Annotated in this window: 22 protein-coding genes; 7 read left to right on the top strand and 15 right to left on the bottom strand. The window is 34.7% G+C overall.

From position 1 onward, the window contains the following. The first annotated feature begins 27 nt into the window (after positions 1-27). The gene (locus ACTDJC_RS03735) at positions 28-1,788 is read left to right on the top strand and encodes an alpha-glycosidase (protein ID WP_440602686.1); all 1,761 of its coding nucleotides are present in this window, start codon (positions 28-30) and stop codon (positions 1,786-1,788) included. A 132-nt stretch (positions 1,789-1,920) separates the two neighbouring features. Here ACTDJC_RS03735 and ACTDJC_RS03730 read toward each other — a convergent pair whose 3' ends face one another. Next, a complete protein-coding gene (locus ACTDJC_RS03730; protein ID WP_440602685.1) occupies positions 1,921-3,615 on the bottom strand; it encodes a glycoside hydrolase family 13 protein in 1,695 nt (564 codons plus the stop codon). A 259-nt stretch (positions 3,616-3,874) separates the two neighbouring features. On the opposite strand from ACTDJC_RS03730, the gene ACTDJC_RS03725 reads away from it, so the two are divergent. After that, a complete protein-coding gene (locus ACTDJC_RS03725) occupies positions 3,875-4,975 on the top strand; it encodes an ABC transporter ATP-binding protein (protein ID WP_429716858.1) in 1,101 nt (366 codons plus the stop codon). A 46-nt stretch (positions 4,976-5,021) separates the two neighbouring features. On the opposite strand, the gene ACTDJC_RS03720 is transcribed toward ACTDJC_RS03725, so the two are convergent. The 3 genes from ACTDJC_RS03720 to ACTDJC_RS03710 form a co-directional block, all read right to left on the bottom strand. After that, positions 5,022-5,498, bottom strand: coding sequence for an SDR family NAD(P)-dependent oxidoreductase (locus tag ACTDJC_RS03720; RefSeq protein ID WP_141524952.1), 477 nt, complete (start codon positions 5,496-5,498; stop codon positions 5,022-5,024). A 99-nt stretch (positions 5,499-5,597) separates the two neighbouring features. Then, positions 5,598-5,696 (bottom strand): flagellar motor protein, encoded by a 99-nt coding sequence (locus ACTDJC_RS03715; RefSeq protein WP_098305769.1) that lies wholly within the window; start codon positions 5,694-5,696, stop codon positions 5,598-5,600. Positions 5,697-6,094: 398 nt separating this feature from the next. After that, a complete protein-coding gene (locus tag ACTDJC_RS03710; protein WP_440602684.1) occupies positions 6,095-6,550 on the bottom strand; it encodes an RDD family protein in 456 nt (151 codons plus the stop codon). A gap of 146 nt (positions 6,551-6,696) precedes the next feature. On the opposite strand from ACTDJC_RS03710, the gene ACTDJC_RS03705 reads away from it, so the two are divergent. Beyond that, positions 6,697-7,131: a DUF3997 domain-containing protein gene (locus ACTDJC_RS03705; protein ID WP_253630302.1), complete on the top strand. Its 435-nt coding sequence runs from the start codon at positions 6,697-6,699 to the stop codon at positions 7,129-7,131. Between the two features lie 20 nt (positions 7,132-7,151). Here ACTDJC_RS03705 and ACTDJC_RS03700 read toward each other — a convergent pair whose 3' ends face one another. The 7 genes from ACTDJC_RS03700 to ACTDJC_RS03670 form a co-directional block, all read right to left on the bottom strand. After that, positions 7,152-7,463, bottom strand: coding sequence for a hypothetical protein (locus tag ACTDJC_RS03700; RefSeq protein ID WP_141524953.1), 312 nt, complete (start codon positions 7,461-7,463; stop codon positions 7,152-7,154). 146 nt (positions 7,464-7,609) lie between these two features. After that, positions 7,610-8,119, bottom strand: a complete 510-nt coding sequence (locus tag ACTDJC_RS03695) for an N-acetyltransferase family protein (RefSeq protein ID WP_440602683.1) — start codon at positions 8,117-8,119, stop codon at positions 7,610-7,612. Between the two features lie 5 nt (positions 8,120-8,124). Further along, on the bottom strand, positions 8,125-8,322 hold the full coding sequence (locus tag ACTDJC_RS03690; RefSeq protein ID WP_098305779.1) for a hypothetical protein: 198 nt from the start codon (positions 8,320-8,322) through the stop codon (positions 8,125-8,127). Between the two features lie 95 nt (positions 8,323-8,417). Beyond that, positions 8,418-9,161 carry a hypothetical protein gene (locus tag ACTDJC_RS03685; RefSeq protein ID WP_440602682.1) on the bottom strand — a complete coding sequence of 248 codons (744 nt, stop codon included), beginning with the start codon at positions 9,159-9,161 and terminating at the stop codon, positions 8,418-8,420. 552 nt (positions 9,162-9,713) lie between these two features. Continuing rightward, positions 9,714-10,889, bottom strand: a complete 1,176-nt coding sequence (locus tag ACTDJC_RS03680) for an acetyl-CoA C-acetyltransferase (RefSeq protein ID WP_440602681.1) — start codon at positions 10,887-10,889, stop codon at positions 9,714-9,716. Between the two features lie 146 nt (positions 10,890-11,035). Next, positions 11,036-11,485 (bottom strand): NUDIX hydrolase, encoded by a 450-nt coding sequence (locus ACTDJC_RS03675; RefSeq protein WP_440602680.1) that lies wholly within the window; start codon positions 11,483-11,485, stop codon positions 11,036-11,038. A 269-nt stretch (positions 11,486-11,754) separates the two neighbouring features. After that, positions 11,755-12,048, bottom strand: coding sequence for a DUF3928 family protein (locus ACTDJC_RS03670; RefSeq protein ID WP_230573314.1), 294 nt, complete (start codon positions 12,046-12,048; stop codon positions 11,755-11,757). Between the two features lie 546 nt (positions 12,049-12,594). On the opposite strand from ACTDJC_RS03670, the gene ACTDJC_RS03665 reads away from it, so the two are divergent. The 3 genes from ACTDJC_RS03665 to ACTDJC_RS03655 are packed head-to-tail and all read left to right on the top strand — an operon-like array spanning position 12,595 to position 14,269. After that, positions 12,595-13,260: a hypothetical protein gene (locus tag ACTDJC_RS03665; RefSeq protein ID WP_440602679.1), complete on the top strand. Its 666-nt coding sequence runs from the start codon at positions 12,595-12,597 to the stop codon at positions 13,258-13,260. Between the two features lie 40 nt (positions 13,261-13,300). Further along, positions 13,301-13,597 carry a hypothetical protein gene (locus tag ACTDJC_RS03660; RefSeq protein WP_098311384.1) on the top strand — a complete coding sequence of 99 codons (297 nt, stop codon included), beginning with the start codon at positions 13,301-13,303 and terminating at the stop codon, positions 13,595-13,597. Between the two features lie 54 nt (positions 13,598-13,651). Continuing rightward, the gene (locus tag ACTDJC_RS03655) at positions 13,652-14,269 is read left to right on the top strand and encodes an ImmA/IrrE family metallo-endopeptidase (protein ID WP_098311385.1); all 618 of its coding nucleotides are present in this window, start codon (positions 13,652-13,654) and stop codon (positions 14,267-14,269) included. A gap of 102 nt (positions 14,270-14,371) precedes the next feature. Here the strand turns inward: ACTDJC_RS03655 and ACTDJC_RS03650 are convergent, their stop codons facing one another. The 3 genes from ACTDJC_RS03650 to ACTDJC_RS03640 all read right to left on the bottom strand — a co-directional run bounded on the left by ACTDJC_RS03650 (position 14,372) and on the right by ACTDJC_RS03640 (position 15,849). Then, positions 14,372-14,647: a hypothetical protein gene (locus tag ACTDJC_RS03650; protein ID WP_440602678.1), complete on the bottom strand. Its 276-nt coding sequence runs from the start codon at positions 14,645-14,647 to the stop codon at positions 14,372-14,374. Positions 14,648-14,684: 37 nt separating this feature from the next. Continuing rightward, on the bottom strand, positions 14,685-15,446 hold the full coding sequence (locus ACTDJC_RS03645; protein ID WP_440602677.1) for a DUF1129 domain-containing protein: 762 nt from the start codon (positions 15,444-15,446) through the stop codon (positions 14,685-14,687). 70 nt (positions 15,447-15,516) lie between these two features. Next, positions 15,517-15,849 (bottom strand): PadR family transcriptional regulator, encoded by a 333-nt coding sequence (locus tag ACTDJC_RS03640; RefSeq protein ID WP_230573308.1) that lies wholly within the window; start codon positions 15,847-15,849, stop codon positions 15,517-15,519. A 198-nt stretch (positions 15,850-16,047) separates the two neighbouring features. Between ACTDJC_RS03640 and ACTDJC_RS03635 the strand changes: the two genes are divergently transcribed. Next, complete coding sequence (locus ACTDJC_RS03635; protein WP_440602676.1) at positions 16,048-16,824, top strand: 3-hydroxybutyrate dehydrogenase; 777 nt, start codon at positions 16,048-16,050, stop codon at positions 16,822-16,824. Between the two features lie 222 nt (positions 16,825-17,046). Here the strand turns inward: ACTDJC_RS03635 and ACTDJC_RS03630 are convergent, their stop codons facing one another. After that, the gene (locus ACTDJC_RS03630; protein WP_098310521.1) at positions 17,047-17,199 is read right to left on the bottom strand and encodes a YvrJ family protein; all 153 of its coding nucleotides are present in this window, start codon (positions 17,197-17,199) and stop codon (positions 17,047-17,049) included. Positions 17,200-17,279: the final 80 nt, after the last annotated feature.

Here is a 17,279-nt window from a genome sequence, read left to right as displayed (position 1 = left end):
AAGAACTAGTAAAGGAGAATATTTTATATGATTAAAGAAGCAATATACCATAGACCAAAAGATAATTACGCATACGCTTACAATGAAAAAACACTTCACATTCGGCTACGTACGAAAAAAAACGACGTAGATGTAGTATCCTTCATTTATGGTGATCCATATGAATGGCAAGATGGGAAATGGTTAACAAAAAAAATACCAATGAAAAAGAGCGGCTCGACGGATTTATTTGATTATTGGTTTGTATCAATTGAACCAAAATTTAAGCGTTTACGATACGGATTCGAACTGAAAAGTAGTACTGAAACTATCGTTTATACAGAAAGAGGCCTTTTCTCTGAAGCACCTACTGACGACGTCGGCTATTACTTTTGCTTCCCATTTATACATGAAAAGGATGTTTTTACGGCTCCCCCATGGGTGAAGAATACAGTGTGGTATCAAATTTTTCCAGAACGATTTGCTAATGGAGATTGTACATGTAATCCAGCAAACACTCTTCCTTGGGGCAGCGCAGATCCAACTGCAACAAATTTTTTTGGCGGGGATTTCGTCGGCATTATGAATCACCTTGATTACCTTGTAGAACTTGGTATTTCCGGCATTTACTTTACCCCAATCTTTACGGCACAGTCTAATCATAAATATGACACGATTGACTATATGGAAATCGATCCTCAATTTGGGACAAAAGAAACATTTCAGAAGCTTGTGGAAGCATGTCATCACCGCGGTATAAAAATTATGCTAGATGCCGTTTTTAATCATAGTGGATACTTTTTCGATAAATTTCAAGATGTTCTTGAAAAAGGAGAACACTCTTCCTACAAAGACTGGTTTCATATTCATGAATTTCCAATTGTAACAGAACCTTTTCCTAATTATGATACATTCGCTTTTACACCGTATATGCCAAAACTAAATACAACTCATCCAGACGTAAAAGAATACTTACTAGAAGTAGGACGTTATTGGGTACGAGAGTTTCACATTGACGGCTGGCGACTTGATGTAGCGAATGAAGTGGATCATAGCTTTTGGCGTGAATTCCGCAGTGAAGTAAAGGCGATTAATCCTGATGTCTACATTTTAGGCGAAATTTGGCATGACGCTCTTCCATGGCTACAAGGCGATCAATTTGATGCCGTCATGAGTTATCCTGTTACAAATGCTCTTCTTTCTTATTTTGCAAATGAAACCATTCGGGCAAATGATTTTATGCATCAAATTACCGAATCTCTTCATTCATATTCCATGAATGTAAACGAAGCTGCTTTTCATCTACTAGACAGCCACGATACACCGCGAATTTTAACAACCTGTAAAGGCAATAAAGAAAAAGTAAAATTACTCTATGTATTCCAACTCTCTTTCATCGGTTCACCATGTATTTATTACGGTGATGAAATTGGAATGGACGGGGGAATGGACCCAGGTTGCCGAAAATGTATGATCTGGGATGAAGATAAACAAGATAAAGAATTATTTCAGCATATACAAACATTAATTTTATTGCGGAAACAATATAAAGCCTTTGGCGGGCACGGTTCATTTCAATGGATTGAAGCCAACAACAAACACAATTATATTTCTTATACAAAAACATACGGAAAAGAAACAATATTATTTGTTTTAAATCCAACAAATAATGAAATTACAGCTCCGATACCTTTTCGTATTGGTGGTAAAAAAATTGTAAATCTGTATACAAAAGAAGAGTTTTCCGCTGAAACAAACTCATTACTAGTTACACTTCTACCATATGAATTTTCCATTTTAACATGGTAAAGCTTAAAAGCCTTGTATAGAAAACAAGGCTTTTACTTTATACCAGCACATCCCTCATCGTGACTTGTCATTCTAATTGAAAAACAAGAGAGACCCGTCTCCAAGCCTCTCTAATATCTACTTACATATTTCTCATTTCAATTTATACGCCCGCGTTTCATAAGGCTGTAAAATAATATTTTCAATTGATTCATCCTGCACATCATAATTGTGTATCAATAAATCTACATTACTGTACGCTATCTCCTCCGGTAATTCAAATACACATGAATCCTCAGTAAAGTTTGCAATGACAAGTAATTTTTCATCTTTCCATGTTCTTACGTAAGCAAAAATAGATGGATGGTCTTCTAGAATTAAATCATATGTACCATACACAATTATTTCGTGCTTTTTACGAAGTTCAATCAATTTCTTATAATAATGAAAAATAGAATTTGAATCATGTAATGCCTGCTTCGCATTAATTTCTTTATAATTAGGATTTACTTGGACCCACGGCTTACCTGATGTAAATCCAGCATGTTCACTGTCTTCCCATTGCATCGGTGTCCGAGCATTATCGCGTCCTTTAGCATAAATAGATTGCATCACCATTTCGTGATTTTCACCACATTCACTTACTTTTTCATGGTACATATTCAACGTTTCAATATCACGGTATTCATCAATTGAAGCAAATTGGACATTTGTCATTCCAATCTCTTCTCCTTGATAAATGTAAGGAGTTCCTTTCATCATATGAAGTACCGTCGCTAACATTTTCGCTGACGGAATACGATACGTTTTATCATTACCAAAGCGAGAGACAACACGCGGTTGATCATGATTATTCCAATACAAACTATTCCATCCTGTATGTTCTAATGCTTTTTGCCACTTTGTTAAGTTCTCCTTTAATGCAACAAGCGAACATGGCTTTACATCCCATTTACCATTCTCTCCAGAATCTAAATCCATATGTTCAAACTGAAATACCATCTGTAATTCCTGACGATCTTCAGCTGTATAAAGCTTCGCCTCTTCCGTTGTTACACCAGGCATTTCACCAACCGTCATAATATCATATTGAGATAACACTTCTTGATTCATTTCATGTAAATATGTATGAATATTAGGTCCATTCATAAAATATTGATGACCCGATACATACCCCTCTGCTTCTGTATTCACAGCTGGTAATCCCTCTACTTTTGAAATAAAGTTAATGACATCCATTCGAAAGCCGTCAATCCCTTTGTCCAGCCAAAATTTCATCATCTCATAAATCTCTTTGCGCACATGTTTATTATCCCAATTTAAATCTGGTTGCTTTTTTGAAAATAAATGTAAGTAATATTCATCTGTTGTTTCATCATACTCCCAAGCAGATCCACTAAAAGCAGCTCCCCAGTTATTTGGCTCTTTTCCACTTTTTCCTTTACGCCAAATATAGTAATCTCGATATGGATTATCCTTTGACTTCCGGGATTCAACAAACCAATTATGTTCATCTGAAGTATGATTGACAACTAAGTCCATCATTAATTTCATATTACGTTTATGCATTTCATCCAACAATTCATCCCAATCATTCATCGTCCCAAACTCATCCATAACCTTACGATAATTACTAATATCATAACCGTTATCATCGTTTGGAGATTCATAAACTGGTGATAACCAAATTACATCTATCCCTAGTTCTTGTAAATAATCAAGCTTTGAAATAATTCCGCGAAGATCACCAACTCCATCACCATTACTATCCATAAAGCTACGCGGATAAATTTGATATACAACACTTTCTTTCCACCATTGTTTCTCCATCATGCTACCCCATTTCATAATTTAATTGCAAAACAGGCGCAAACGTTTTCATTAGTGAATGATAACAGATTTTAAATAAAATGAAAACAATGCTTACATTTTTTGTATGGCCTAAAAATATAGTTAGAGCTCTTTTAATATTAAAAACACACTATTTTTGTGTATATTTTCTTAAATTTATGAAAACGTTTTAATTTTTTATTTCTTTTTTTTACGCATTCATTTATAATAAACTTAAAGAAAACGTTTGCATACTTTTTGGCTAGGAGGAAAAGTCATGGCAGAACTAAAATTAGAAAACATTTATAAAATATATGATAACAATGTAACTGCAGTCACCGACTTCAATTTACACATACAAGATAAAGAATTTATTGTATTTGTCGGTCCATCTGGATGCGGAAAATCAACGACATTACGAATGGTTGCTGGTTTAGAGGATATTTCCAAAGGGGAATTCTCAATTGATGGCAAGGTAATGAATGATGTTCCTCCAAAAGATCGCGACATTGCAATGGTCTTTCAAAACTATGCTCTCTACCCACATATGAGTGTTTACGATAATATGGCATTCGGCTTAAAACTTCGCAAAATACCAAAAGACGAAATTGATCGTCGAGTGAAAGACGCAGCCCGTATTTTAGGACTCGAAGAATATTTAAATCGAAAACCAAAAGCATTATCTGGTGGACAACGACAACGTGTCGCTTTAGGACGCGCCATTGTTCGTGATGCAAAAGTCTTCTTAATGGACGAGCCGTTATCAAACCTGGATGCAAAATTACGTGTATCGATGCGCTCTGAGATTTCTAAGCTTCATCAAAAACTTGGAACAACAACCATTTATGTAACACATGACCAAACAGAAGCTATGACGATGGCATCGCGCCTTGTCGTTATGAAAGATGGAAAAATACAACAAATCGGAACACCAAAAGAAGTATATGAAACACCAGAAAATGTTTTCGTTGGCGGATTTATTGGCTCTCCTGCGATGAACTTTTTCCATGGCCAGTTAACAGAAAATCATTTTGTAATAAACAATAAAGTAAAAATTAAAGTGCCAGAAGGAAAAATGAAACTACTGGATGAACATGGTTACATTAACCAAGAAATTATTTTAGGCATTCGCCCAGAAGATATTCATGATGAACTTTTATTTTTAGAAGCTTCCGAAGGTACAACATTTACAACGCAAATCGATGTTGCTGAACTATTAGGTGCAGAATCTATTTTATATATGAAACTTGGAAATCAAGATTTTGCAGCTCGTGTTGACGCAAGACATACTTTTACACATGGTGATCAGATTAACCTTGCTTTTGATATGAACAAAGCGCACTTCTTTGACGTAAAAACAGAAAAACGTATTCGCTAAATAAAAAAAACCGTCCACAGATAAATTGGGGACGGTTTTCAACTTATTATACTAAAGATTCTACTGTATGAAGTGACTGTTCCTTTGTGCTGATAACACCAAAAATAGGAAGATCAGTCAATCTCACTTCTTCTTGCTGTTTCATAAAAGATGACCTCAGCTGTTTTATTTCTATCCAGACGTCATTTATACAAAGTGCATTGGAATCGTTCTCTTTTTCATGAGAAAAAATCGGATCTATTTTATATAATCCGGCATTATTAAACAACATATCGATTCTGTTATAGGCTTCAACTGCAACTTCTAAAACATGTTGCCAATCACTTCGCTTACTCATATCATGAGTAACAAAAAGTGCCTCGCCACCTAAATCTACAATTTCCTCCACTGTTGCTTGTCCATTTTCCTCATCAATATCTGTCACAATTACCTTTGCACCTTGCCCTGCCAACAAAAGAGCTGTGTTACGACCAATGCCGATGCCTCCGCCTGTTACAACGGCAACCTTTCCTGCTAGCTTCATCGTCATTTCCCCTTCTGGTTAGTCTCAACGTCATACAGTATACTCCTTTTTTTGAAGCATCCGCAAGCAGGAAAAGATAGATACATATAATGTAATCGCTTACTTTCGAATTTTCTCTTTTTTCTTACTATTATACTGATCAAAAACTAGACCAACAAAAATAAGAATTCCCCAAAATAATAAACTTTCTCCTGTCATTTCGCTCCCTCCCAATGTGAAGAAACATGAACTCTTTATTATAAATAATAACATTTTCCTAATTTTCAGTCTATTAATCATAAAAAAGCGCGCCTTTCTGGGACGCGCCATCAATATGGAGGGTACTATATAGGAGATGCCTGTCCTATATAAATTCCATTATACCAAATTAAATATATCGAATTTTGTAAAAATTTAGACTGAATAAAAATATTTTTATAATTCAAGTTGATTTTTATTCAGTCATTTCCTATTTAACCAAATTCCATAGTATCCTCCATTGTGCTGACAAAATCTTTAATGTTAGTATGACTAGTTCTTTCATATTTCCCCTGTACCAAATTATACAAACAAATTTTTTTCAAATTTTAAAAAAGGAAGCAACTGCTTCCCTTTCTCTACACAACACCCATAACTTTAGTTTTCACTATAAGATCATGAAAACCTCTATTATCACTTCTAACCAACATCATGTATATATTACATATCACCGGAATACCAAGAAACAAAATATTCGGTACTAACAATACAACAAACCTCATTGTTAAAATTCCTAGCGTTAACTTTTCACTTGTAAGCGATACAAGTTTTGTACGTGTAACTTTTTTCCCTAGTGTATATCCATTCCAAATAAATGGTAGAACAATAAAATAAAGCGCCATTAATAAAAATGCAAGCCCAAAGTCATAACGGATGTCTCCTGAACTTACATTAAAACGATTCAAAATCGCTTTATAGTTTCCGGTTGTAATTGCAACAATGGCACCATACAAAACAGAAATGAAAAACATATCGATCATTGCAGCCCCTAGACGGTTCATAACAATCACTGGTTGATGTATTTTCAGCTTCATGCTGTGTCGACTCCTTTTTTCTATCCTTTATTAACCGTTTCATCGTATCATGTCTAAAAACAGTTGTAAACAACTCATAAATTGGTGTTTTATTTTCTTTTCCTGTAAAATATGTATCAATCACATTTCAGAAGGAGGAGCTCATATTGAAACGATTCATCATCGTTTGCTCTCTCGTATTTTTAACTAGTTGTGCAACAAATTTTAATCCATCTCATTACAGCATTGGGGATGAATATGAGCTCATTAATGTTTCCGGTAATGCACTAGAACTTTTCCCTAAAACAGACGCCTTGTACGCCTCTCAATATATTCCACCAGAAATTGTAGAAATTGCCTGGAACGACAATTATATTTTAGCAAAACAAACAGAGCAAACAGATGACCCTAATAACCCCGATGCTTCTATTACTAATCAAGCGACAGAAAATTATTGGATTATCGATTTGAAAAATAACCGCCGGTTTGGTCCCTATACAAAAAAACAATTTGAAGAACAAAAACAAGAATTTCGTCTCCCTGAACAACTCCAATTACAAAGTGTAAAAACTTACCTTACAAAAGAAAAACAACAATCTTAAAAAAGGTCAAATGAGATATTTCATCTGACCTTTTTCTCTTTATTTTCTTTATAAAACAACATTCTATAAACAATGGTTCCAAACATAATACAAAATAATAACAGTAATGCGTGTTGAATCGATACAATGTGCAGTTGTAAAATGCTTTGAACTCTGTCATTATAACGATAATAGCCCCATCCGTATAAAAAGACGAATACGATTATAAGTATATAAATCTTATGTTTATAGAAATAATGTGCAATACCCATTCCAAATCCAAATAATGCTCCTACATATACCAGTTCATATAGAAGATGAGGAAGTGATAGTTGCTCGATTCGTTGTAACATACATAATAATCCTATTTGAAAGCAAGCGGCTATAATAACCCCGACCAAAACCGTGAATATTCTCACGGATTGTCTCTCCTTTCACTCTATTCACTTCATTATATTCACGAAGTAATAAAACGAGCAGGCCGTTGCCGGGAATTGTATTATATGAAAAGAGTTTGTATATCTTTCCAACCGTATGCAAGTTCTTTTATGTATAATTCTTCAATATCTTTCTCATCTACAAAAGAAGCTTGTAACGCTTCATAAAAATATTTAGACGGATTGTTCGCTACTACCCAAACAAGCATAGAACGATATCCATTCTTATATAAATCTGCTGCCACCGCTTTTATCAATCTTTTTCCAAGTTTGTTACGCTGATATGCCCGTAAAATATATATCGCATATAACTCTCCGTCATACTCATATTTACCAGTTCGCTCTTTCCCACCATCTGCAAAACCAATTATTTTCCCATCAATTGTTTTGGCAACATAAACATGCGACTGCTGCTTCTGTAATACTTGTTTCCACAATGCTTCTCGTTTCTCATACGATTTTTTATCTAACACATCTTTTGGCATAATGCCTTCATATGTTTCTCCCCAACTACCAACATGAACGCGTGCAAGTTCTTTTGCATCATGTAGATTTGCTTTGACAATATACATTACGTTTACTTCTCTCTCCTTTGATTATACTCTATATGTTCTTGTTTCATCGTTATAACAGCTCCGCAATTTTTACATACTGCCACTTCTGCTGTCATTTCTGCAAACGGAACAATATAACTTCCAATATTGCTTTCTATATAAGGTGACATAGTACCTGTTTCTATTTCTTTATTACCACATACGTAGCATCCCTTCTGCATTTTCATTTCCCTCCTAAACGCTATATGTATATAAATTCTCTACAAAACGACATATTTCCTGTCCTACTAACAATTAAGAAAAAACCATTTCACTGTTATAGTGAAATGGCAAATGTTTGTGGTTCTGCTACTTTCTCATGTGTATCGCCTGTTGCAAGTACATCTGTTGTAAAAGAAATCCTTTTTATTTTTTCATTATTATCACTTAGTAAAAGACCAATTAACCCTTCCCTTATTTCACCAGAACTATAATCCTCTCTCGTTATATTTTTTGTACCAACAAATGTGTCTTCTGCATATAAGAAGTTTTGTGTCGGCACATGAAATTGTTGCGTTTCATTTACAGTTACATCATTCATAGAAAAGAACTGCATCTCTTTGTCTCCTGTATTTTCAACCTTATATGTAATTTCAACATATTTAGCAGTATCACCAATATCTTGTCCACTTAATGATGCATACCATTCTGCCTCTTTTTGGTCCAGTGTCTCACCTAAACGACGTTGTACTTCTTCTGGACTTAATTTTGTATACATTTCCAACGTCTCTTTTGTTTCATCTTCCATATTCGATAGTGTAATAACTCTCACATTTTCTACATAGATTTTCATCGTTCCAACTGTAAATGTTTCATTTACATGTTTGATTTGTTCTAATTTTAGAGTGCCCCAATTTTTTTCTTTAATCTCTTGTCCCACTTTTGTTAATTGTATGCCGCCGTATTCATTCGTTTCTGGAATGGTCTGTTCCTTCGGCTGCTTCACTTTTTCATGCTGAGCACAACCACTTAAAACAATAACAAAACTACATAAAATACAAAATACGTTCCATATTTTCATTGTCTTACTCCAATCATTACATGCTATGAAACAACCATTAAATATAACTATACTAATTATTTTCTCTCTAAATATAAAGTGAAACTCCCTTCATTGAGGGTTAGTTGAACCAATCGGGCTTTTACGGGCAGTTATCCCCCACCTATCTTCTTTGTTTTTTTCTGAATCTTGAGGTGAAGGTATTACTGTCCGTTAATGCGGGATAAATAAATGAGATAACTCTTCATTATTACACTTCAACTGAGAACAATGCAATACAGGACTAAAAAGATTCTGTATTTAATGTCCTTAATTTTTTATTAATAAGTTGTCTAATCCTTGTCTTTTCTGCTATTTTGAAAATATAATCTACTTTGAATATAACTACACATTCCCCAACTTTAATGGTGTACCTAGATGCAACTATGTATTGCTTATATTAGGAAAAATACAAGAAGTTACTTTAGAAGAAACAGAGTATTATCAAACGGTGAAACTCTTTTTGAAGATCGAGGGAGACTATTTCATACAGAAACAAAACCAGCTAATGAACACATTAGCTGGTTTTGTTTCTTATAGTGCTTCTATAAATAACGCTGCTCCCATACCGCCGCCGACACAAAGAGAAGCAATTCCCTTTTCAAGTCCTTGTCTTCTTAATTCATGAATCAAGCTTACTGTAATACGTGCACCTGTACATCCAATTGGATGTCCAAGACTGATTCCACTACCATTTACATTCACTTTTTCACGATTTAAGCCCAATTCTTTTTCTACTGCTAAATATTGCGCAGCAAATGCTTCATTAATTTCAAATAAATCCGCATCGTTTACTGACCAATTTACATTTTCCAATCCTTTTCGAATTGCTGGTGCTGGACCGATTCCCATAATTTTAGGATCTACCCCTGCCATAGAGTATCCTACGATTCTCGCTAACGGTTGCAGCCCTTTTTCTTTCGCTTTTTCTTCACTCATTAGTACTAACGCTGCGCTTCCGTCATTAATACCCGATGCGTTTCCTGCGGTTACTGTTCCACCCTTACGAAAAGCTGCTTTTAAACCCGAAAGTTTTTCTAACGTAATATCTGCACGAGGATGTTCATCTTTGGAAACAACACTCTCTTTTCTACGTTCCTTTATCGTAATCGGCACAATTTGCTCGTCAAAATAGCCCGCTTCGATTGCATGAATGGCACGTTGATGACTTAATACTGCTACTTCATCCTGTTCTTCACGTGAAATTTCATATTGCTCAGCAAGATTTTCCGCAGTTTCACCCATCATAATATGATTCGTTGGATCTTCTAGCACTTCCCACACCATATCACGAATTTCTCCGTGTTGTAGTCGTTGTCCCCAGCGGTTCTCTTTTAATACATATGGACTAGAGCTCATTGTTTCTACTCCACCTGCAACAACAACATCACTTACACCTAATTGAATTTGCATTGCTGCTGAAATTAATGCCTGCATACCCGAAGCACATTGACGCTGAATTGTGTAACCTGTGACTGTATCAGGAAATCCCGCCATAAGCGCTGCTGTTCTTGCTGTATTTGCCTCATCTGTTCGTTGAATACAGTGACCTAAAATCACTTCATCTACTTCGTGCGGCAAAACACCGCCTTTTTTCACAGCTTCCTGCAATACAGGAACCATTAGTTCAGTCGGTTTTACATTTTTGAAAGCTCCTCCAAATGTTCCAATTGGTGAACGAACTGCAGCTGTAATGACTACATTGCGCATCTTGTACTTTCTCCTCTCCTATGTACCCTAGTGAATTTTTGGATGGAATAACATAAGATGTATATCTATATCTATTATATTATGAGGTAACTAAAAAATCAAAATATTTAATATAATAAAAATAGAAAGAAGGTTCATTCTTCTTTCTACTCTGTTAATGCTAATAAAAATTTTTGAAGGATTTTTTCTGTTGTTGTATTTAATTTCGGTAACTTATCAATTGGAAAATATCGAATGTCTTCCCCTTCTTCATCACATTCTATTTCACCATATACGTGATGTGCTTGAAAGGCATTGATTACATTATAAATTTCGTCTCCATGCGGATAACGATAATATAAATCCTGTCCAGAGAGCACACCAAGAAATTGTAAGAAATCTGCTTTTAAACCTGTTTCTTCTCTTAATTCTCTCTCTGCTGTTTCTTCAATTGTTTCTCCTAGCTCCATTGCTCCCCCTGGCAATCCCCAATCATATGTATCAGAACGAAGTTGTAATAATACTTCATTCTTTTCATTTAAAACAATAATTGCTGAGCCTACTATAATAAGTGGTTTTGTTCCAACTAATTCCCTCAGTTCCTGTATATACCCCATTATATAACTCCCCTTTCTTTTCCTCTCCTATCATAGCAAAATTCCTTCTTTATTTGTTTGATACATATAAAAATATTTTCATAAAGCGAAACTTCCATCAGTGGGAGTTTTCCCCATCCCCCACTGATGGTTAGTTGAGCCAATCGGGCTTTTACGGGCAGTTATTCCCCCATCTATCTTCTTTGCTTCTCTCTGAATCTTGAGGCCCGTTAATGCGAGATAAACAAAAAAAGAAGCTAATTTACATTAGCCCCTTTCTTCCTTATTATCTAGCCTACACGGCTCTCATATTTTACTTCTTCAAATGCTCTTTCAATTTCTTCATCTCGGTAATGTACGTATGTAAAACGTCCTAATTCTACTAAACGCGCGATTTCACGCAACGCTTTTGCTTGTTCATACTCTTGTTTTATGGAGACATGAACATAAAACTTCATAAGAGGACGCTCATACAAAGGTTCACCTACTTCCACATATACACTTTCTACCCCTTGTACAACTTGAGCATAACTCGCAAACTGATAAACAGCTTCACGATCTGAAACAATTTTAAATGTATACATGTTTTTTCCCCCTTTTCTTTTTACTATAACAAAAAGTGGATATATAAACGTGTCGAAGTGTGACTATTTTCTGACTTCTTTCAATCAATTTTTTATTTTCCCGGCCAACACACAGCTGCTAATAAAATAAAACTTCCATCAGTGTTTTTTCATCCCCCATTGATGGTTATAACCAATCGGGCACATGCCAGCAGTTATCCCCCACCTATCCTATCTTCTTCATTGCTCTCCGAATTTTAAGGTGGGGGATCTTATAAACAAGTCGTTCCAAAGAAAGTACTCATAATCACAACATTTTCGATTATCTTACTACATATAATTCCACTGTTAAAAAATCTAACAACAAGAACACTAAATATATATAATTTAATATTACTGTTTATCATAAATCATCCTATTGTAAATATAATAATTTCTTATCAACTTATGTTGTGACATGATAAAAAACTACGCTAAATGATAGTTAATTTGTCCATACATATTCTTTATTTTCACATAAAGTATTGATATAGACATTTTCTATAGTTCATAAAGGAGAGGGTATTGTTGTGTTTTTATTATTATGAGCGCCGTCGAAAAAAACCCCAATATACAGAAAAACAATCTGCATCTGGATCTGGATCTAAATCTGGATCTAAATCTGGATCTAAATCTGGATCTGAATCTGAATCTGGATCTGATCCACAAGAAGAAACTACAAAAAAACATACACACAATCACAATGTTGCTCAGATTTCAGACAGTGGAAATTCCCGCGTAAATTTAAATGTAGACTCTGATTTAGATTCTGAAACAGCTTCTTCGAATCGGCAGTCTACTGATGTAGAACAGGGGCAGGAGCAATCACAAGAGCAGGGACAAGGGCAAGCACAGGGACAAGGACCAGGGCAAGGGCAAGCACAGGGACAAGGACAGTTGAATACAGATGTTACAAACCAATTATTAGCGGCTTTGCTCCCATTTTTAACAAATGCATTAAATAATTCCGCTCAATCCTCACAAAATTATCCAAATCAGAATTACCCAAATCAGAATTACCCAAATCAGAATTACCCAAATCAAAATTACTCAAATCAAAATTACCCAAATCAAAATTACTCAAATCAAAATTACCCAAATCAAAATTACCCAAATCAAAATTACTCAAATCAAAATTACTCAAATCAAAATTACTCAAATCAAAACAACTATAATCGAGACAAATACGATTAGGCTACTAAAACGTAGCCTATTTTTGTAAGGAGGTTTTATCATGCTACCAGAAAACGGCTCAAATATTTCAAACAGCGGAAACTCCCATGTTAATATAAACGTAAACGTCGATACAAGCTCCATTGCCTATGCGATGATGTGCTATTGGCACACGAGCGGTATGATTACGGATGAACAATTTACTCATATGCTAACAAATTTTGGGAATTTACTTAACAAAGATGATGATATGTTGCCGCATCTTTTATCAAATAAAGAATATTCCCCATACATGATGCGCTCAAAAAATACTGTAGATACATTAAAAACATTTATTCCTCCTCTTTTCAATCGTTAAAGATATTTTCTTTTTATCTCGTCAGAAAAATTCACTATATTTGAGGTGTCTCATATGTGCCCTTACGTTAACATATGTGTTTGCATCGCTCCTGGAGCGAATATTGATAAAGACCGGATTGCTAGGGATATTACAATTACTGAATATATTTGGCATCCTATCGTATTTCAAATTGAAGATATCAGAACGTTAGACGAACCCTATCGTTTTCATGACGGTGAAATTAGTTACATGTCTTCACTAAAATCACAACCAAAGTTGACTTCTTTATTTGCTGAATGTACCGAACGTGCATCGCAAAGTGATATTTATATTTGTTATATCGGTAGTGATTATTTTCAAGAACAATCCGTTATCGCTTGTGCCTATTCTTTATCAACTAATAAACAAATTAAAGGTTACATTGTATTAACAAACGCCGCTTCAGCTTGGAAGAACATGTACACACTCGCACATGAAATTGGTCACATTTTATTCACGCGCCGTGTACAGGACAAGCTTACAAATGCAGATCCCGAATGTCCAAACGGTTCCGAACACCATCCTTCTCCCACAAACCTTATGCATTACATCATTCCTACCCCTTATAAATCACAAATAGATTCCTTATTAACAAATACCCAAAGAGAATTATCTTTAAAAAGTCCCTTATTGCGCAAAGAAAAAAAGTAACCGCTGTAGTTACTTTTTCTTTGTAAATATTAAAATCCTAATCCAACTACAAAACCAAAACAGAAAGAAGAAGAACAAAAGAATTTCATATTCACACGACCTTTACCAAATTAACAGTAGCCCTGCATATATAAATAAAAATGCACCCCCAAAATACAAGCACCCAAATTTTTCAAATCGTTCTTCTTCTTCTGTTATACCCATGATTCCTGAAAATAATAAAAATAAAATTATAAAAACAAACGTTACATAATTCAGTTCTGTATATATTCCACTTTGTAAGTTAAATACCGCAATCATTCCAACTGACAGTGTGCCAAGTAATAGAAAACACGCAGAATCCAATAATGATAACCAGTTTCGCTTTTCTTTTTCCATTTTCCCACTCTCAATTTAGAATACTGCTTAATCCTCTTTACACTTTATTCTTTATATTTTCCATTTTGTTATACCATAAGAAAAGTAAAGCTAAACTTCCATACGCTAAAAACATTTGAAGAATACTCCAATATAGATTTTGTTTTGCTAACCCTTCAAATATGAACATAACAGAAATTGGTAAAATTATTGTAAGTACCCCTATCCAACGAAGAAGGTAAAAATCAATAATAATTAAAACTAAGAATATAATTCCGGCCAAAATAAAACTTTGCGATCCTGACAATTGGATAATCGGTATCCCCATCCATTTATCAACAAACTTAATTAATACAAGTAATAGAATTGGAATCATAACCATTACATATATAATACTAAACTCTATTAATTTGCTTTTAAAAGAAGACATTTTTAATGCAACAACCGTTATTATAATAGAAAGAAGTAAAATGATTGGATACCCAATTAAATCTACATTTGAAATCGTTAGATGATGATTGGGATTACTAAATAAAATGCTATTCAATATCCAATACCCACCAATACTAACAATTGAAGTAACGAGAGATTTTATATTTTCCCTTTTATCAACTTCCATCTCTTCAGCCAATTCTTCTGCATATTCTTTCGGTGAGTCTCCAAAAATATCCGTTACCGTCTTTCCTCCTTTTTCTCCTTCTATTAAATGAAGCTCAGCGTCTTCTAAAAAGTTATTTATATCATCTTCTTTTATTCCTTTTGTTAATAAATATACTTTCATATCAATCAAAAACTTTTTACCTTCTTTAGAAACGTTCATATGTAACCTCCTCGTCTAGATTACTTATTTTTGATTTCCTTTCATTGTTTCAGCGTTAGGAATACAGACTTTATCGTCTGCTTTCCTTTCCCTCTAACAACCGCTGCACACTACTTTGCATCGCTTCCCACCTTTCCATGAAATCATCTAATGCATCTTCACCTTTTTCTGTTAATGTATAATATTTTCGCTTTGGACCAGATGGTGACTCCTTCATCGTACTCGTAATCAATCCTTCTTTTTGCATACGAATTAATAACGGATAAATACTTCCTTCACTTGCCATTGTAAAACCGTACTGTGCCAGTTTTTCACTCATTTCGTATCCGTATATTTCTCCTTCAGAAATAATAGCAAGCAAGCATCCTTCTAAAATACCCTTTAGCATTTGACTCGTCGACATTATTCAAATCCTCCTTCTATCTTGTTTTACAAGATAGATAAGTATAAGTATCTTGCTTTACCAAGTAGTATAACAAACAGTATTTTGCTTTACAAGATAGCTTAAGCATTTTTTCCAAAAGATTGCAGGATTTCCATCCTTATTTCTCTAAATAGAGCAATAGAGTTAACTATATTCATGAAAGGGATGGAATAAAAAATGTTTATAAATCGCGTTGTATTTTTAACAGGTGCCGCAAGCGGAATTGGATACGAAATGGGAAAAGCCTTTGCAAAAGAAGGCGCAACTGTAATGATTACAGATCGTTTAGAGAACAAGGCACAAGAGGCGGCGAAACAATTACAGAACGAAGGATATAAAGTATTTGGAATGCAATGTGATGTGACAGTAGAACAAGAGATTATACAAGCTATTTCTGAAACAGTTGCACGTTTTGGTTCACTTGATATATTAATTAATAACGCAGGTATGCAATATGTTTCTCCAATTGAAGATTTTCCAACTGAAAAATTTGAAATGCTTATTAAGATTATGCAAATTGCACCGTTTGTTGCGATAAAACATGCTTTTCCTATTATGAAAAAACAAAAATACGGACGCATCATTAATATAGCTTCTATTAATGGTCTTGTTGGTTTTGCTGGCAAATCTGCATATAACAGTGCCAAACACGGGGTAATTGGGCTCACAAAAGTAGCAGCATTAGAAGGTGCCGAGTGTAATATTACAGTAAATGCACTTTGTCCCGGCTACGTTGATACGCCTCTTGTTCGCAACCAACTTCAAGATTTAGCGATAACAAGAGATGTCCCGCTTGAACATGTATTAGAGGATGTCATTTACCCGCTTGTACCACAAAAAAGATTGCTTAGCGTGGAGGAAATTTCAGACTACGCCTTATTTTTAGCAAGTGAGAAAGCAAAAGGCATTACAGGACAAGCTGTTGTCATTGATGGTGGTTATACCGCACAGTAAAGTTCAGCAAATTTTTTCTTCTATTTAAATATATACAAAAATGGATTGTGCCTTTACCACACAATCCGTTTTCATCACATATTTTATCCCGCTACTTTTGGGCAGTAAGACCCCCACGAAAGCGAAGAAGATAGGCGGGGCTCTTACTGCCCCTAAGAACCCGGTTGATTCAACTAACTATCAGTGGGGGATGAAGTCCCCCACACTGATGAAAGTTTCACTTTATTTTGGAGCTTCATATCTTTGCATCTGCTTTGGTAACTTCTCAATCGCGACAATAACGCTATCTAACTTACTTTCAATTCTATGCAGTAAGTATAGCGTAACAACAATTGGAAAGCCAACATTGCCAATAACCGATATCCATTCCTCCATAGTCTCTCCTCCCTTCTTATTATAAGTAAGAGAGACTCCAAAAAAGTGGTAAATAAAAACAAGCTAAATCATTTTTGTTT

It is taken from the genome of Bacillus sp. GB_SG_008, assembly GCF_052038115.1.
GTDB lineage: Bacteria > Bacillota > Bacilli > Bacillales > Bacillaceae_G > Bacillus_A > Bacillus_A rhizoplanae.
Note: the sequence above shows the minus strand (reverse complement) of the source record. Positions and strands in the feature narration are given on the sequence as shown.

Coding starts and splice junctions, on each gene's coding strand:
- ACTDJC_RS03735 (WP_440602686.1), top strand. CDS start 28: ATGATTAAAGAAGCAATATACCATAGACCAAAAGATAATTACGCATAC.
- ACTDJC_RS03730 (WP_440602685.1), bottom strand. CDS start 3,615: ATGAAATGGGGTAGCATGATGGAGAAACAATGGTGGAAAGAAAGTGTT.
- ACTDJC_RS03725 (WP_429716858.1), top strand. CDS start 3,875: ATGGCAGAACTAAAATTAGAAAACATTTATAAAATATATGATAACAAT.
- ACTDJC_RS03720 (WP_141524952.1), bottom strand. CDS start 5,498: ATGAAGCTAGCAGGAAAGGTTGCCGTTGTAACAGGCGGAGGCATCGGC.
- ACTDJC_RS03715 (WP_098305769.1), bottom strand. CDS start 5,696: ATGACAGGAGAAAGTTTATTATTTTGGGGAATTCTTATTTTTGTTGGT.
- ACTDJC_RS03710 (WP_440602684.1), bottom strand. CDS start 6,550: ATGAAGCTGAAAATACATCAACCAGTGATTGTTATGAACCGTCTAGGG.
- ACTDJC_RS03700 (WP_141524953.1), bottom strand. CDS start 7,463: ATGTTACAACGAATCGAGCAACTATCACTTCCTCATCTTCTATATGAA.
- ACTDJC_RS03695 (WP_440602683.1), bottom strand. CDS start 8,119: ATGTATATTGTCAAAGCAAATCTACATGATGCAAAAGAACTTGCACGC.
- ACTDJC_RS03690 (WP_098305779.1), bottom strand. CDS start 8,322: ATGCAGAAGGGATGCTACGTATGTGGTAATAAAGAAATAGAAACAGGT.
- ACTDJC_RS03685 (WP_440602682.1), bottom strand. CDS start 9,161: ATGAAAATATGGAACGTATTTTGTATTTTATGTAGTTTTGTTATTGTT.
- ACTDJC_RS03680 (WP_440602681.1), bottom strand. CDS start 10,889: ATGCGCAATGTAGTCATTACAGCTGCAGTTCGTTCACCAATTGGAACA.
- ACTDJC_RS03675 (WP_440602680.1), bottom strand. CDS start 11,485: ATGGGGTATATACAGGAACTGAGGGAATTAGTTGGAACAAAACCACTT.
- ACTDJC_RS03670 (WP_230573314.1), bottom strand. CDS start 12,048: ATGTATACATTTAAAATTGTTTCAGATCGTGAAGCTGTTTATCAGTTT.
- ACTDJC_RS03660 (WP_098311384.1), top strand. CDS start 13,301: ATGCTACCAGAAAACGGCTCAAATATTTCAAACAGCGGAAACTCCCAT.
- ACTDJC_RS03655 (WP_098311385.1), top strand. CDS start 13,652: ATGTGCCCTTACGTTAACATATGTGTTTGCATCGCTCCTGGAGCGAAT.
- ACTDJC_RS03650 (WP_440602678.1), bottom strand. CDS start 14,647: ATGGAAAAAGAAAAGCGAAACTGGTTATCATTATTGGATTCTGCGTGT.
- ACTDJC_RS03645 (WP_440602677.1), bottom strand. CDS start 15,446: ATGAACGTTTCTAAAGAAGGTAAAAAGTTTTTGATTGATATGAAAGTA.
- ACTDJC_RS03640 (WP_230573308.1), bottom strand. CDS start 15,849: ATGTCGACGAGTCAAATGCTAAAGGGTATTTTAGAAGGATGCTTGCTT.
- ACTDJC_RS03635 (WP_440602676.1), top strand. CDS start 16,048: ATGTTTATAAATCGCGTTGTATTTTTAACAGGTGCCGCAAGCGGAATT.
- ACTDJC_RS03630 (WP_098310521.1), bottom strand. CDS start 17,199: ATGGAGGAATGGATATCGGTTATTGGCAATGTTGGCTTTCCAATTGTT.